13 protein-coding genes are annotated in these 14,357 nt (G+C 56.3%); 10 read left to right on the top strand and 3 right to left on the bottom strand.

The features are described 5' to 3' along the window. Nucleotides 1-46: 46 nt before the first annotated feature. Genes rbfA through ACJA3I_RS03750 form a run of 7 tightly spaced genes read left to right on the top strand, consistent with a single transcriptional unit; the run spans nucleotide 47 to nucleotide 5,777 of the window. Nucleotides 47-418, top strand: a complete 372-nt coding sequence (rbfA, locus tag ACJA3I_RS03780) for a 30S ribosome-binding factor RbfA (RefSeq protein WP_458863441.1) — start codon at nucleotides 47-49, stop codon at nucleotides 416-418. Continuing rightward, complete coding sequence (locus ACJA3I_RS03775) at nucleotides 405-1,355, top strand: DHH family phosphoesterase (protein ID WP_458863440.1); 951 nt, start codon at nucleotides 405-407, stop codon at nucleotides 1,353-1,355. Before rbfA ends, ACJA3I_RS03775 begins: the two co-directional genes overlap by 14 nt. Next, nucleotides 1,348-2,259 (top strand): tRNA pseudouridine(55) synthase TruB, encoded by a 912-nt coding sequence (gene truB / locus ACJA3I_RS03770; RefSeq protein WP_458863439.1) that lies wholly within the window; start codon nucleotides 1,348-1,350, stop codon nucleotides 2,257-2,259. The genes ACJA3I_RS03775 and truB overlap by 8 nt, the downstream gene beginning before the upstream one ends. A gap of 16 nt (nucleotides 2,260-2,275) precedes the next feature. Further along, entirely contained in the window at nucleotides 2,276-3,199 is a 924-nt protein-coding gene (gene ribF / locus ACJA3I_RS03765; protein ID WP_458863438.1) for a riboflavin biosynthesis protein RibF, read from the top strand. Then, on the top strand, nucleotides 3,183-4,688 hold the full coding sequence (locus ACJA3I_RS03760; RefSeq protein WP_458863437.1) for a M20/M25/M40 family metallo-hydrolase: 1,506 nt from the start codon (nucleotides 3,183-3,185) through the stop codon (nucleotides 4,686-4,688). Before ribF ends, ACJA3I_RS03760 begins: the two co-directional genes overlap by 17 nt. Continuing rightward, on the top strand, nucleotides 4,685-5,557 hold the full coding sequence (locus ACJA3I_RS03755) for a ComEC/Rec2 family competence protein (protein WP_458863436.1): 873 nt from the start codon (nucleotides 4,685-4,687) through the stop codon (nucleotides 5,555-5,557). The genes ACJA3I_RS03760 and ACJA3I_RS03755 overlap by 4 nt, the downstream gene beginning before the upstream one ends. Continuing rightward, entirely contained in the window at nucleotides 5,541-5,777 is a 237-nt protein-coding gene (locus tag ACJA3I_RS03750; protein WP_458863435.1) for a DUF3006 domain-containing protein, read from the top strand. The genes ACJA3I_RS03755 and ACJA3I_RS03750 overlap by 17 nt, the downstream gene beginning before the upstream one ends. 491 nt (nucleotides 5,778-6,268) lie before the next feature. Here the strand turns inward: ACJA3I_RS03750 and ACJA3I_RS03745 are convergent, their stop codons facing one another. Together ACJA3I_RS03745 and ACJA3I_RS03740 are read right to left on the bottom strand one after the other, a co-directional pair. Then, nucleotides 6,269-8,950 (bottom strand): cation-translocating P-type ATPase, encoded by a 2,682-nt coding sequence (locus tag ACJA3I_RS03745; protein WP_458863434.1) that lies wholly within the window; start codon nucleotides 8,948-8,950, stop codon nucleotides 6,269-6,271. Between the two features lie 255 nt (nucleotides 8,951-9,205). Beyond that, nucleotides 9,206-10,345 (bottom strand): glycerate kinase, encoded by a 1,140-nt coding sequence (locus ACJA3I_RS03740; RefSeq protein ID WP_458863433.1) that lies wholly within the window; start codon nucleotides 10,343-10,345, stop codon nucleotides 9,206-9,208. A 411-nt stretch (nucleotides 10,346-10,756) separates the two neighbouring features. Between ACJA3I_RS03740 and ACJA3I_RS03735 the strand changes: the two genes are divergently transcribed. Continuing rightward, nucleotides 10,757-11,953: an FprA family A-type flavoprotein gene (locus tag ACJA3I_RS03735; protein WP_458863432.1), complete on the top strand. Its 1,197-nt coding sequence runs from the start codon at nucleotides 10,757-10,759 to the stop codon at nucleotides 11,951-11,953. 12 nt (nucleotides 11,954-11,965) lie between these two features. Next, a complete protein-coding gene (locus ACJA3I_RS03730) occupies nucleotides 11,966-13,390 on the top strand; it encodes an FAD-dependent oxidoreductase (protein ID WP_458863431.1) in 1,425 nt (474 codons plus the stop codon). 176 nt (nucleotides 13,391-13,566) lie between these two features. Here ACJA3I_RS03730 and ACJA3I_RS03725 read toward each other — a convergent pair whose 3' ends face one another. Continuing rightward, on the bottom strand, nucleotides 13,567-13,983 hold the full coding sequence (locus tag ACJA3I_RS03725; protein WP_458863430.1) for a flavodoxin family protein: 417 nt from the start codon (nucleotides 13,981-13,983) through the stop codon (nucleotides 13,567-13,569). Nucleotides 13,984-14,057: 74 nt separating this feature from the next. Between ACJA3I_RS03725 and ACJA3I_RS03720 the strand changes: the two genes are divergently transcribed. After that, nucleotides 14,058-14,333 carry a winged helix-turn-helix transcriptional regulator gene (locus ACJA3I_RS03720; RefSeq protein WP_458863429.1) on the top strand — a complete coding sequence of 92 codons (276 nt, stop codon included), beginning with the start codon at nucleotides 14,058-14,060 and terminating at the stop codon, nucleotides 14,331-14,333. Nucleotides 14,334-14,357 lie beyond the last annotated feature (24 nt).

Raw genomic sequence — 14,357 nt, 5'->3', positions numbered from 1 at the left:
TCCTTTCCCCGTTTCGAAAGGCCTTGTTTGCGAAAAGGAGGTTCCTATGGCTTCCAACCGTATCGACCGCATCAGCGAAGAAGTGATGCGCAGCCTATCCTCATTGATCCGCACCGTGAAAGACCCCCGCATCAGCGGCGGCCTGCTGAGCATTGTGAGATGTGAAGTTTCGGGCGATCTGCGCTGGTGCAAAGTGTTCATCAGCGTGTTAGGCGATTATAACGAAAAAGAATTAATGCGCGGGCTGAAATCGGCTTCCGGCTATCTGCGCCGTGAGCTTGCCCACGAGCTGAGCCTGCGCTATACCCCCGAACTGGTGTTCATTTTGGATGATTCCATCACCGTGGGGGCGCATATCAACCAAATCATCCATAACCTGCCGAAACCGAAGGAGGAACTCCCCCATGACGATCAGTGATGCGGCAGAGCTTCTTTTGGCGGAAGACGAGTTTCTGATTTTAACACACCGGCGCCCCGATGGCGACACCATCGGCAGCGCCGCGGCCCTTTGCCGCACGCTTAAAGCGTGCGGCAAAACAGCATACCTTTTCCCCAACGAAGAATTCACGCCGAAATATGCGTTTCTTTATAAGGAACTTGTGGCCCCGGAAGGCTTTCGGCCGCGGCAGATCGTTGCGGTGGATATCGCCGCCACACAACTGCTGCCCGATTCCGCAGCCGCTTATGAAAACGAGATCTATCTTTCGCTGGATCATCACGGTTCCAACACTTCGTTTGCCCGGAATGTTCTCACCCAGCCCCGCCGCAGCGCCACGGGCGAGCTGATCTGGGATCTGGCGCTGGCGCTTTCCGTTGCGCCCGACCGCAAGATCGCCGAAGCCGTTTATGTGGCCATCGCCACGGATACCGGCTGTTTCTGCTACCCCAACACCACCCCGCGCTGCCATGAGATCGCGGCCCGGGCCATTGAACTGGGCGTTCCCTTCGGTGTGCTGAACAAACTGTTTTTTGAAACCAAAACAAAAGGCCGTTTCTTTATCGAACGCTATCTTTTCGGCAACCTGCGTTTTTCTGAAAGCAAGCGCATCGCGGGCGTTGTGATCTCGCAGCGGCAGATCGCCGAATGCGGCGCCACCCCCGATGATATGGATAACCTTTCTTCTCTGCCCCGCCAGATCGAAGGCATTGAATGCTCGATCACACTGACAGAACTGGAAGCGGGCGGCTATAAAGGTTCCGTTCGCACAGGGCCTTTGATCGATGCCTCGGCCCTTTGCGGCCATTTCGGCGGCGGCGGCCACCCCCGCGCGGCGGGCTTCACCACCGACGGCGGCGCCGAAGAAGCGCTGGCGCTGCTGATGCAGTTGGCGGAACAGGAGCTTGCTCATGCTTAACGGCCTGCTTCTCGTCAACAAAAGCCGCGGCTTCACCTCGCACGATGTGGTGGCAAAGCTGCGCGGCATCCTTCGCCAAAGAAAGATCGGCCACGCCGGAACCCTTGACCCCATGGCGGAAGGGCTTCTGGTGGTGTTATTGGGCAGCGCCACCCGCGCCAGCGAATATGCCGCTGCCTCCTATAAGGAATATCAAGCTGAATTTAAACTGGGAGTTATCACCGACACCCAAGATACTTCGGGCAAAATTTTAGAGACACACCCTGTTGACTGCGCGGAAGACGAAGTTCGCGCGGCCATCGCTTCGTTTGAAGGCGGTTATGAACAGATGCCGCCCATGTATTCGGCCATTCAAAAAAACGGGATGCGGCTGTATGATCTTGCCCGCGAGGGGCGCGAGATCGAACGCGACGCGCGCTTCATCGATCTGACCCATCTTGCCCTGACGGGCCGCGGGCCGGATGGCGCTTATCAAATGACGGTGGCCTGTTCAAAAGGCACCTATATCCGCACCCTTTGCCACGACATCGGCCAAAAGCTGGGATGCGGCGCGGCCATGAGCGCCCTCACCCGCACAAAGATCGGGCAATTCGATTTGAAAAGCGCCCACACTCTGGAAGAAATCGCGGCTTTGCAGGAAAACGATGCGCTGGCGCCGTTTCTTTTGCCGGTGGAACTGGTTTTTTCGGAATATCCGGCGGTGACCCTCAACGAAGAGGGCCGCACCCGCGCCCTGAACGGCGCGCCGCTGATCCAGAAGCATTTGACCGGCGGCAGCCTGCCCCCCGAAGAGGCGCTTTGCCGCGTTTATGATCACCAAGGCGAATTTTTGATGCTGGGGCGCGGCGGCCGGCTGGATATCGGTCTGCCCGCCATTTTCTGCCACAAAATTTTTGCCATTTAAAAGGACGGATTCACTTATGCCCGAGCAACAGGTCGTTTATGCGCTTGGCTTTTTTGATGGAGTTCATATCGGTCACCGCGCCATTCTTGCCGCCGCGCGCAGGCTGGCGGCCGAAACCCATCAGCGATCCGGCGTGTTTACTTATGAAAACCATCCACAAACCGTGCTGCGCGGCATTTCGCCGCCGCTCATCACCACCCCGGCCGAGCGCAAGGCGCTTTTTCGCGCCTGCGGCATGGAAACGATTTTGATTCTGCCGTTCACCAAAGAATTTGCAGATCGATCGCCCGAAGCGTTTCTCGACCTTTTGATCGAGCGCTATCACTGCGGCGGCCTTTGCAGCGGGCGCAACTTCCGCTTCGGCGCAAAAGCCGCGGGCAGCGCCGAACTGCTGCAGAGCCTTTGCAAACAGCGTGGGCTTGCCTGCCGCATCGTTTCTTCTTTGCAGGAACACGGCCAGACCATCAGCTCCACCAAAATTCGCCGCCTGATCGAAAACGGCGAAATGGAAGCGGCGGCCCGCTGGCTTGAGCGCCCGTTTTCTCTGGCAGGGGTCATCGCCCACGGCGACGGCCGCGGCGCGGGCCTGGGCATCCCCACCATCAACAGCATGCTGCCCCCCAACAGCGTTTTGCCCAAACTGGGCGTTTATGCCACGCTGACCCTTTTGGAAGGGCAGATCTATCCTTCCGTGACCAATGTGGGCCTTCGCCCCACCTTTTTAAAAACCGCACAGCCCACGGTGGAAACCCATATTCTTTCCTTCCGCGGCGAGGTTTATGGCCGTTCCGCCCGCGTTTTTTTCTGTAAATATCTGCGAAGCGAAGAAAAGTTCCCCACCCCCCAGGCGCTGACGGCGCAGATCGCCCGCGATACCGGGCGCGCTTTGAATTTTTTGGAATCCTATGACAGGAGTGGAATCCATGACCTTTCTGAATAATCTTTATGCCTCCTTTGTGATTTTTTGCAGCAATTTCAACGCCCGGTTCGGTCATCTGATCAATCTGGTTCTGATCTTGCTGTTTCTTGCGCTGATCTTTCTGCTGTTTTGGCGCACTTTGCGCGCGAGCCTGCGCGTTCGGCATATCCGTTCAGAGCTGGTGCTGCCCGCCATCGAGCCGGAACGCCAGCAGCGCTATATCCAGCATCTTTCCGAAGCCATCCGCATCCCCACCGTCACCGGCGACAGCCGCGGCCTTGCCCGGCTGCAAGAGCTGCTGCAGCGGCAGTTCCCCCTTGTTTTTTCAAAATTTGAGGTGACCCGCCCTCAGGGCGGCAGCTTGATCCTGCGCTGGAAGGGCGCCGACCCCCAAGGCAGAAAACCCGTTTTATTTTGCGGCCATATGGATGTTGTGCCCACCGACGGCCAGGAATGGAAGCGCGACCCCTTCTGCGGCGAAGTGGAAGAGGGCGTCTTGCATGGGCGCGGCGCTTTAGATTGCAAAAATGTGGTGATCGGCCTGATGGAAAGCGCCGAAGAGCTGCTGGAGCAGGGCTTCACCCCCGGCCGAGATGTTTATTTTGCTTTCGGCATCGATGAAGAAACCGGCGGCAAGCAGGGCGCTCACGCCATTGCGGAATATTTTTCGAAAAAAGGCATCTCTTTTGAGATGATTTTGGATGAAGGCAGCAACATCACCACCTCGCATCTGGGCAACCCCAAGTTCCCCGCCGCTTTGGTGGGGGTGGCCGAAAAAGGCTCCGCCGTGTTCCGCCTCACCGCGCGCACCAAAGCGGGCCACGCCGCCATGCCGCCCCAGCATACCGCGCTGGGCATCCTTTGCGAAGCGGTCTGCCGCGTGGAAGGCGCGCCGATGCATAAACGGATGCTGCCCGTCATGCGCCAGTGCATGACTTATTCCATGCCGGCGATGGATTTCGGTTCCCGCGCGGCGGTGGCGAACCTGCCCTATACATCGCCGCTGCTGTTCCATTTCACGCGGCATAACGCCCAGATCTCTTCGCTTTTCCACACCACCTTCGCCGCCACGCAGGCCAGCGGTTCCGATGCCGCCAATGTGCTGCCCGAAGAAGCCGACGCCACACTGAATGTGCGCGTTTTGCAGGGCGACACGCTGGAATCGGTTCAAAGCTATCTGGAAGCGCTGCTGACCGATCTGCCGGTCACGGTGGAACTGATCTCGGGCAGCGAACCTTCGGCCGTTTCCGAAACCAAAGGGCCCTGTTATGACCGCCTGGAAGCCACTTTGAAAGAAACCTTCGGGTCTTTGGCGGTGATTCCCGCCATTATGCCCGCGGGCACAGACACCAAGCATTACACCAAGCTGAGCGATTCGATCTATCGCTTCATGCCCTTCTATACCGATCCATCCACCTTTGCCGGCATTCATGCGGCTGATGAATCCATCCGCTGCGACAGCTTTGCTTCCGGCATCCGTTTCTATATGGGGCTGATCAAGAAACTATGAGCAAGAAAAAATTGAAAAAAGCCCTTTGGCGCTCGGCTTCTGTGCTGCTGCTGATGGCATTGATGGTCGTTTCCAAACAGCTGGGCGTTCTGCCCGTCAGCGCCACCCCTCCCGAAGAGTTTCAGCTGCATTTCATCGATGTGGGGCAGGGCGACGCCATGCTGCTCACCTGCGCGGGCAAAACCGCCATCATCGACGCCGGCACACCCGACAGCCGCGGCCAGCTGCTCACCTATCTTCACACCCACGGCGTTTCAAAACCCACTTATATTTTCGCCACGCACCCCCATTTCGATCATATCGGCGGCATGGGCGCAGTGGTGGATGCCTTCGGCTGCAAGACTTTTGTCATGCCCCGCGCCACCAGTAACACCCAGACTTTTGAAGGGATGCTGGGCAGCGTTTCCTATACGGGCGCCGAGCTTGTTTATGCCAAAGAGGGCGATAAATTCGAAATGGGCGATGTGACCTTTGAAGTGCTTTCCCCGCCCGAAGGTCAGGAAACCAGCAACTTAAACGAAACTTCCCTTGTTCTTCTGGTGCGCTATGGGGAATATAGCTTTCTGCTGACGGCCGACGCCGAAAAAGCCAACGAGAAGGTCTATTCCAAACTGATCGATGAACCGGTCACGGTGATGAAAGCCGCCCACCACGGCAGCAGCACTTCGAACAGCAAGTATCTGTTAAGCGCCGCCCAGCCCAAATTCATCGTTATCAGCTGCGGGCTGAACAATCCTTTCGGCCACCCCCACCCCAGCGTGATGAAACGCTTTAAAAAGCTGGATTGCACCATTCTGCGCACCGATCAGCAAGGCTCTGTGGTTTTCACCATCAAAGGAGGAGAACTCAGTTATGAAACCGAACGATGATTTTTATATTTTAGATCGTTTCGAAGAAGCTTTTGCCGTTTTCGAAACGCCCGACGGTTCCATGAAACTCATTCCCCGCGGTGAACTGCCCCCCGAAACCGCCGAAGGCGATTGCTTTTTGCTGAAAAACGGTCGCTGGATCCCGCAGCCGCAGGAAACGGCCCGCCGCAAAGAGCGCATCCGCGAAAAGATGGAAAAACTGTTCCATCCTCACAACTGATCTACCGGTCGATCGGCCGTAGCCAGTGTTTTAAGGCGCTATACCCAATCAAACGCTTTTATTGCGTGATGAGGCCGTCATCCCCGCTCTTCTGATGTTGGCGCCGCCTGCGCGGCATGATCCGGCCGATCGGCCGCGGCAGGGTTCTGACGGGCTATACAGCTATTGCGTGTTTGATGCCGGAATTCCAGCGGCGAAAACCGTTTCTCGGCTGCCTGTCATTTGCAAGAAAAAGGGCGGTTTGCCGCGCCGCATCGTCATAGAAAAACGCCTCGATCTTTTCAAGATCGAGGCGTTTCTTTATACATTTTCTTTTTCTTCCGCGCGCCCCGGCAGCAGGGCCATGCAATCGACCGGGATCGCCGCCAGACGGGCCTTGCGCGGCAGATGGCTCATTACATGAAACAAGGCGCATCGCCCGTCATACGGCCATTTTGCCGCAAACGGCCATCATCATAACACACAATCCGTTTCTTCCGGCGCTGCGGCCGTTAAACCACGGTGTGATAGCTTGCTTCGCGCTTCTTTTTCAGATGGCGGAAAAGCGGCACCAGCAATTCATGGATCAACAGCGGCACGGCGGATACGGCGATGAGCACCAGCCATTCTTTCAGATGCAGGCTGTAAGTGCCGAACACTTTCACGAGGAAAGGCACTTCCGTCACGGCGATCTGCAGCAGCAGGCCGATGCCAAACGCGCCGATCATGAATTTGTTTTCCAAAAGGTTCATGGTGAAAATGGATTTTTCCACATTGCGCATGCCGATGGCATGGAACAGCTGGGAAACCCCTAAAATGGTGAAGGCGAAGGTCTGAGATTCCGCCAGCACATGGGCATTTTTCAGCTGGGCCGCGATATTGGCCAGGGTGACAGCTTCGCCGCTGCCATGCAGCAGGCGGATGGGCACGAACACGAAGGCGCCCAAGGTCAAAGAAGCGATGATCACGCCATAGAACAGCGTTAAAAAGATGCCGCCTTCGGCAAACAGGCTTTCGCCGGGGTCGCGGGGCGGGCGCTTCATAATGGTGGAAGTATCGTTTTTATCGACCCCCAGCGCCAGGCCGGGCAGCGAATCGGTGATCAGGTTCACCCACAGGATGTGGATGGCTTTCAGCGGCGCGGCAAGCCCCGCAAGGATGGCCGCAAACATGGTGATGATTTCGCCGAAGTTTGAAGAAAGCAAAAACAATACCGATTTTTTGATGTTGGCATAGATGCCGCGGCCCTCTTCGATGGCCTTTTCGATGGTGGCGAAATTATCATCCGTCAGCACCATGTCGGCGGCGCTTTTGGCCACATCGGTGCCGGTGATGCCCATGGCCACGCCGATATCGGCGGCTTTCAAAGAAGGCGCGTCGTTGACGCCGTCGCCGGTCATCGAAACGATATAGCCCTTGGCGCGCAGCGCTTTCACGATCATCACTTTATGTTCGGGGGAAACACGGGCGAACACGCGCAGGTTATCAACGATCTTCGTCAGGTCTTCCACGGTCATATCATCCAGCTGTTCGCCGCTCATGCACTGTTCTTCATGCTGAGCGATGCCCAGTTCGCGGGCGATGGCGAAAGCGGTGTCGCGGTGGTCGCCGGTGATCATCACTGTGCGCACGCTGGCGCCTTTGAAAATGGTCACGGCGTCTTTGGCTTCGGGGCGGGGCGGGTCGATCATGCCCACAAGACCCACGAAAGTGAGGTCTTCTTCTTTCACGCCTTCGGCGTTTTCGCGGTAAGCCAGCGCCAGCACGCGCAGCGCATCCAGCGACATTTCTTTCATGGCGCCCATGATGCTCTTGCGGTCAGCCTCTTCCATGGGGCGGCGCTGGTCGTTGATGAGGATATGGGTGCAATGTTTCATCACCTGATCGGGCGCGCCCTTGGTATAGGCCACGGTGCCTTCGCCCATACGGTGTTTTGTGGTCATCATTTTGCGGGTGGAATCGAACGCCAGCTCATCGATGCGCGGCATGGCGGTTTCCAGCCCGCTGCGGCTGACCTGATGGGCCGCGCCCATATCCAGCAAGGCGATCTCGGTGGGGTCGCCATAGCGGCCGCCTTCGATGGAAGCATCGTTGCAAAGCACAAAGCCTTTCATGAAATGGCTGTCTTTGCTTTCGGCCAGCTTCGAAATGCCATAGCTTTCATCATCGCTGAAACAGCGCACCACCGTCATGCGGTTTTGCGTCAATGTGCCTGTTTTATCGGAACATACCACGCTGACAGCGCCCAGTGTTTCCACAGAGGGCAAGCGGCGCACGATGGTATTCACCTTCACCAGCCGCTGAACGCCCAGCGCCAGCACAATGGTCACCACGGCCGGCAGGCCTTCGGGAACGGCAGCCACCGCCAGCGAAATGGCGGTGATCAGCATTTCGATCACATTGCGGTGCTGCACCAGCGCGATGACGAACAATCCCACGCAAAGGGCAATGGCCACAAGGCCCAGCAGTTTGCCCAGATCGGCCAATCGCTTTTGCAGCGGCGTCAGCTCTTCTTCGGATTCGTTGATCATCTTGGCGATCTTGCCGATCTCGGTCTCCATGCCGGTTTTCACCACGATGCCTTCGCCGCGGCCATAAGAAACCGTGGTGGTCATATAGCCCATGTTGATGCGGTCGCCCAGCGGGGTTTCCGCTTCACAGACGAACGAAGCATCTTTTTCAACGGGAACCGATTCGCCCGTCAGCGCCGATTCATCCACCTTCATGTTGATGGTTTCCACCAGCCGCAGATCCGCCGGGATCTGGCGGCCCGCTTCCAGCACCACCACATCGCCCGCCACCAGCTCTGCCGCGGGGATCTCTAAGATCTGGCCGCTGCGCCTGACGGTGGCCGTGGGGCTCGACATTTTCTTCAGGGCTTCCAGCGCCTGCTGCGCCTTGCCTTCCTGAATCACGCCGATCACGGCGTTTACCAAAATGACCACCAGCACGATCACCGCGTCTGAAACTTCTTTGAGCAGCAGCGAGATGCCCGCCGCGGCAAAAAGAATATAGATCATCGGCTCATTGAGCTGGGCCAGAAACATCTGCCATTTGGTTTTCCCCTTTTTTTCAACAAGGGCGTTAGGGCCGTTTTTGGCCATGCGCTCTTTCGCCTGTTCCTGGGAAATGCCGGCAGCAATGTTTGTGGAAAGCTCTTCTTCGGTTTGGGTCACTGTTCTGTTTTCAAACACTGTTTTTCCACCTCGTTCTTCCGTTTTTTCTCATTTTGCCGCACTCTTTTGCATATTTAATTATTTTGCCGCAAAATGACTGAAATATAAAAAAAGACTTTTTGTAAAGCCCTTGCGTGCTTTACAAAAAGTCTCGTTAACCTTTTGGGCCGCAAAAGCAGATGCCGAAGCATCATGATGTTGCCGTTGCGCTTTGTAACTACTCCCTTTTTGTGGTAGAGTAATCGTATCTTATTTTATTTTATTTGTCAAGTGTCATTTTGACGGGGCGCAGAAAGGAATCGTGAGAATCTTTTCATATAACAGATCGCCGGCGTTGACAATGGAATATTCCAGCGTCATGCTGCTTTCTTTCAGCTCATACACGGCATCGACGCCCATTTCCATGGCTTTTTCATAGCCTTCGCCTTTGCTGCCCACCACCGCGATCACTCTTGCGCCATATTTTTTGCCCACTTTGGCCACTTCCACCGGCACTTTGCCCAGCACCGATTGATAATTCATCTGGCCTTCGCCCGTGATGATGACATCGGGCTTCACTTCGGCCACCAGCCGCTCAAAGCCCACCACATCGTTAACGATCTCAAAGCCATGCATCAGGCGGGCGTTGAAAAACGCCATCAGGCCCGCGCCCATGCCGCCCGCGGCGCCCGCGCCCGGCAGATCTTTCACATCGCGCCCCAGATCGCGCTGGATCACGCGGGCAAAATTGCGCAGCGCTTCATCCAGAACAGGCAGATCTTTTTCTTTGGCGCCCTTTTGGGGGCCGAAAATATAAGCCGCGCCGTTTTCACCGCATAAGGGGTTGCTCACATCACAGGCCACGCGGAACTGCGCCTGTTTCAGCCGGGGGTCCATTCCGGTGATATCGATGGATTCCAGCTGCAATAAGCCGTTTGCGCCGGAAGGAATATCCATGCCGTTCTTATCCAGCAGCTTCACGCCCAGGGCTTGCAGCATCCCCGCGCCGCCGTCGCTGGTGGCGCTGCCGCCGATGCCCATGATGAATTCCGTGCAGCCGCGGTTGAGCGCATCTGAAATCAGCTCGCCTGTGCCATAGGTGGTGGTGGAAAAGGGGTCGCGCTTCCACGCGGGCACCAGCGGCAGCCCCGAAGCGCTGGCCATTTCCAGCACAGCCGTTTTGCCATCGCCCAGCAGGCCATAGGCCGCCATGGTCTTATCGAAAACAGGGCCCGTGACCCACACCGCCTGTTTTTTGCCCCCTGTGGCCAAAACAAGCGCTTCTACTGTGCCTTCACCGCCATCGGCGATGGGCACCTGATAAATAGTCGGCGCGCCGTGAAAACGCTCTAATAGCGCATGCTCCACTATTTCGCAAATGTTTTTTGAAGTTAAGCTGCCCTTAAAACTATCGGGCGCTATCACAAAAATCATTTTTATCCCCCCTGCTGCCAAGCAGCAATCTCATATTCTACTCGCGAAAGTACATAATACTATACATCAAACAAAAAGGAATTGCAAAAAAAATTTTCAAATATCTTGCAATTTTTTCAATGATAGTATACTATTATAGTACACATTCTCCCACTTGCTTGACACACTTCTTTCTTTTCCATACTTTTCGCCAATTTCCCCGCAAAAATTCGTTTTATAGTATAAATGCCCAAAAGTTTTTTGATTTATTTGTTAAAAATTCCACAATAACGATTTTGTGGAAAGCGTAAAATTTTCTAAAATCACCGGCAAATCCCTTGCATCCAAGGCGAGATGCGGGTATGCTCATTATAAAAGAGCTCTGCAAGCTTATTATCGATCACATTTCATCACTGAGAAAGGATGTTTAACATGAAAGCATTGAAAGCGACCGAGCACATCTGGTGGGTGGGGGCGCTGGATCCCGATCTGCGTGTATTCGATATCGTCATGCATTCCGATTACGGCACCACCTATAACTCCTATTTAGTGCGCGGCAAGCAGAAAACCGCCCTGTTTGAAACCGTGAAAGAAGCGTTTTTCGAGCAGCAGCTGGAAGAGATCCGCAGCGTGATGGATCCCGCGGAAATCGATTATATCGTGGTGGATCACACCGAGCCCGACCATTCGGGCAGCATCCGCAAAATGCTTCAGCTGGCCCCCAACGCCACTGTGCTGGGCAGCGCCACCGCCATCTCTTTTTTGAAAGAGATCATCAACGAACCTTTTAACCACCGCGCCGTCACCGAAAAAGACAGCGTGGATCTGGGCGGGCTGACTTTGCAATTCATCGCGGCGCCCATGCTGCATTGGCCCGATTCCATGTATACCTATATCCCCGAAAAAAAAGCACTGTTTTCCTGCGACAGTTTCGGCTGCCATTACAGCGATAAGCGCGTTTTCAACGACCTGATCGACGGCGATTTCACCGAAGCTTACCGCTATTATTTTGATAACATCATTGGGCCTTATAAAAACCCCCATATGCTCAATGCTTTAAAAAAGATCGAAAACCTGCCCATCGAATTCATCGGCAACGGCCACGGCCCCGTGCTGCGCAGCAACATCCCCCACTATTTGGAGCTTTACCGCCAGTGGAGCGCGCCCACACAATCGTTTGAGCCCATGGTGGCCGTTTGTTATGTTTCGGCCTATGGCTACACGAAGCTTTTGGCCAAGCATATCGAGCAGGGCCTTTTGGCCGGCGGCATCCGCGATGTGCGCTCTTTCGACCTCGTGAAAGACGACGCGCAGGCGGCCCAGAAGGCCGTTTGCGAAAGCGATGGCTTCCTGCTGGGTTCCCCCACCATTCTGGGCGACAGCCTGCCGCCCATCAACCAGCTGCTGGTGGGGCTCAACCCCGTCATCCACAGGGGCAAGCTGGCGTGCGCTTTCGGTTCTTATGCCTGGAGCGGCGAGGGTGTGCCCAACCTGACGGCGCGCATGGAAACGCTGCGCCTCAAGCAGCCGATCCCCGGTTTGAAAGTTCGCCTGCGCCCCACAGAGGCCGATCTGGCCGCCGCCGAAGATCTGGGCCGCCAGTTTGCCAACGCATTGCTCAACCGCTAAAGGAGAATTTTTATGGAAAAAATCTGGCATTGCCCTGTCTGCGGGCAGGATTTTCCGGGCGAACAGCCGCCTGACCCCTGCCCGATCTGCGGCGCTTCCGCCGCACTTTTCACCTCTGCCGATGCGCCCGCGCCGAAAAAATGGCGCTGCATGGTTTGCGGCCAGGTGTTCGAAGGCGATCATCCCCCGGTGCCCTGCCCGGTATGCGGCGCGGGGGAACAGGCTTTTGAACCTGTGGCCGAAGAAACAGAAGTGTTCCACCGCGACACCCAAGAGCATTTTGTGCTCATCGGCGGCGGCGCGGCCGCCATGGAATGCGCCAAAGCGCTGCGCCAGCGCAACAAGACGGCCGCCATCACCATGATCTGCGGCGAAGGCGTTCTGCCCTATAACCGCCCCGCCCTCAGCGATGTGGTGGCCGATGGGCTTTCTTATCTTTCCATCATGCTTCAAGACGCTTCGTGGTATGAAAACGAACAGAATTTCACCATGGTCACCGAAGCAAGGGCCGCCCGCATTTTGCCGAATGAAAAGAAAGTGGAGCTGGAAAACGGCAAGACCCTTTCTTATGATAAGCTGCTCATCGCCACAGGCGCCGATCCGTTCATGCCCGTCACGCTGGCGCCCGATGCGATGCCCGCCTTTTCCCTCCGCACCTTCGCGGATGCGCAGGCTCTGCTTTCCGCCGCGAAGCCCCAGCGCCACGCGGCGATCGTGGGCGGCGGCATTCTGGGCATCGAAGCGGCTGTCGCCCTGGCGGGCCGTGGCCTGAAGGTCACGGTTTTGGAATATGGCGACCGCATCATCAAGGCGCAGGCCGATGAATTCGTCAGCAAACGGCTGGCCGAACATCTGGAAAGCCGCGGCATGACCGTAAGAACCGGCGTTTCGGTAAGCCGGGTGGAAAAAGACCATTTGCTCTTATCCGACGGCAGCGCGCTTGCCTGTGATCTGGTGCTGGTTTCTGCCGGCGTGCGCAGCCAAACCGCGCTGGCCAAAGATTGCGGCATCGCCGTGGAACGCGGCATCGTGGTGGATGCTTCGATGCGCACCTCGCTGCCCGATATCTATGCGGCGGGCGATTGCGCCGAATACCAGGGACGCACCTGCGGCCTTTGGAGCACCGCTGCCGCCATGGGCAAAACCGCGGGTTCCGCCATGGCGGGCCAGCCCGAAACGGAATATCTGCCCCTGCCCCCGGCCACGGTTTTCGAAGAAGACGGCATCAGCATTTTTTCGGCGGGCAACACCGGTTCCCCCAACAGCCAGACCCTGCTGTTTGAAAACCGCTTTTCCAATATCTATCGCAAGCTGGTGTTTGAAGGCGGGCGGCTGACCGGCGTTATTTTCTATGGCGATACGGCGGGCGCGGCTTCGGCCATCGACCTGCTGGGCAAAAACGCCGCGATGAAACAAGCCATTGCCCTGCTGGCATAAACCTTTGGCGTTTTTCCCGGATGATCCCGAAAGAACTTCCCTTTCAATGGGGAGCAGGATAAAAAGCAACAGAACGCCCGCTTTGCCTGTCGGCAAGCGGGCGTTCTGCCCTATCATCCGGTATCTCTGTAAAAGAGGGGGAACAGCAGTTTATTGGGAAATGCCTTTCACGGCCATCACGAAATGGAAGCCCCCAGCGCTTTGGCGGCCTCTGTTTTTTCGCTGCCCAGCACAGTGCCGAGGTTTTTGCAGCCCAGATAACGCTCAAAACCCGCATACCAGGCCAGAGGATAGCTGTAATCGGTGGTGCCCGCCGTCATCAGCAAAACCGTTCCTTTTTGGGCGAATTGTTTTTTATCCTTTGCGGTCAGCGCATAGAGCCTGTCTACGGCGGTTTTCAGCAGGCCCGAAATTTCCCACCAATAGACCGGTGATGCAAACACGATCACATCCGCTTCGACAAACGCCTGATAGATCTGCTGCATATCATCCTGCTGCACGCAGAAACGCGGGGCGTCTTTCCCCCTGCGCAGGCATCCCCCGCAATCCAGACAGCCGTTGATCTCCATCCCCTGCAGGTAAAATTCTTTCACCGAGTTGCCCGCGCTTTTCGCGCCCTCGGAAAAGCGATAACCACTGCCAGCAGATCTGCCCCATCGTTTATGCCATGAACATCATCGGCCAGAAATGGAAGATCCCCATTCTGTGGAATATCGCCGAGTATCGGTCTTTGCATTACAATGAGCTTAAGCGGCTGATCACGCCCATCACAAACACCATGCTCACCCGCTGCCTTCGTGAGCTGGAAGAGGCAGGCATGGTCTATCGGCTGAACCATAACACCATCCCGCCCTCTGTGGAATATCTTCTCACAGAGCGGGGAGCTTCGCTGATGCCCGCCTTGAAAGAGCTTTACCGCTGGGGCAAAGCCCAGCAGGAATAATTCTTCCGCCGCAAAAGCAGGAGG

The organism is Acidaminobacterium chupaoyuni, from assembly GCF_047936785.1.
In the GTDB taxonomy this organism is placed as follows: domain Bacteria; phylum Bacillota; class Clostridia; order Oscillospirales; family Butyricicoccaceae; genus Acidaminobacterium; species Acidaminobacterium chupaoyuni.
The sequence above is the reverse complement of the archived record's forward strand: the minus strand, read 5'-3'. Positions and strand labels throughout refer to the sequence as shown.

Bases quoted from the DNA above. Each gene is read 5' to 3' on its own strand.
- ACJA3I_RS03740 (WP_458863433.1), bottom strand. From the start codon at position 10,345: ATGATTTTTGTGATAGCGCCCGATAGTTTTAAGGGCAGCTTAACTTCA.
- ACJA3I_RS03775 (WP_458863440.1), top strand. From the start codon at position 405: ATGACGATCAGTGATGCGGCAGAGCTTCTTTTGGCGGAAGACGAGTTT.
- ACJA3I_RS03760 (WP_458863437.1), top strand. From the start codon at position 3,183: ATGACCTTTCTGAATAATCTTTATGCCTCCTTTGTGATTTTTTGCAGC.
- ACJA3I_RS03730 (WP_458863431.1), top strand. From the start codon at position 11,966: ATGGAAAAAATCTGGCATTGCCCTGTCTGCGGGCAGGATTTTCCGGGC.
- ACJA3I_RS03720 (WP_458863429.1), top strand. From the start codon at position 14,058: ATGAACATCATCGGCCAGAAATGGAAGATCCCCATTCTGTGGAATATC.
- ACJA3I_RS03735 (WP_458863432.1), top strand. From the start codon at position 10,757: ATGAAAGCATTGAAAGCGACCGAGCACATCTGGTGGGTGGGGGCGCTG.
- ribF (WP_458863438.1), top strand. From the start codon at position 2,276: ATGCCCGAGCAACAGGTCGTTTATGCGCTTGGCTTTTTTGATGGAGTT.
- rbfA (WP_458863441.1), top strand. From the start codon at position 47: ATGGCTTCCAACCGTATCGACCGCATCAGCGAAGAAGTGATGCGCAGC.
- ACJA3I_RS03750 (WP_458863435.1), top strand. From the start codon at position 5,541: ATGAAACCGAACGATGATTTTTATATTTTAGATCGTTTCGAAGAAGCT.
- truB (WP_458863439.1), top strand. From the start codon at position 1,348: ATGCTTAACGGCCTGCTTCTCGTCAACAAAAGCCGCGGCTTCACCTCG.
- ACJA3I_RS03755 (WP_458863436.1), top strand. From the start codon at position 4,685: ATGAGCAAGAAAAAATTGAAAAAAGCCCTTTGGCGCTCGGCTTCTGTG.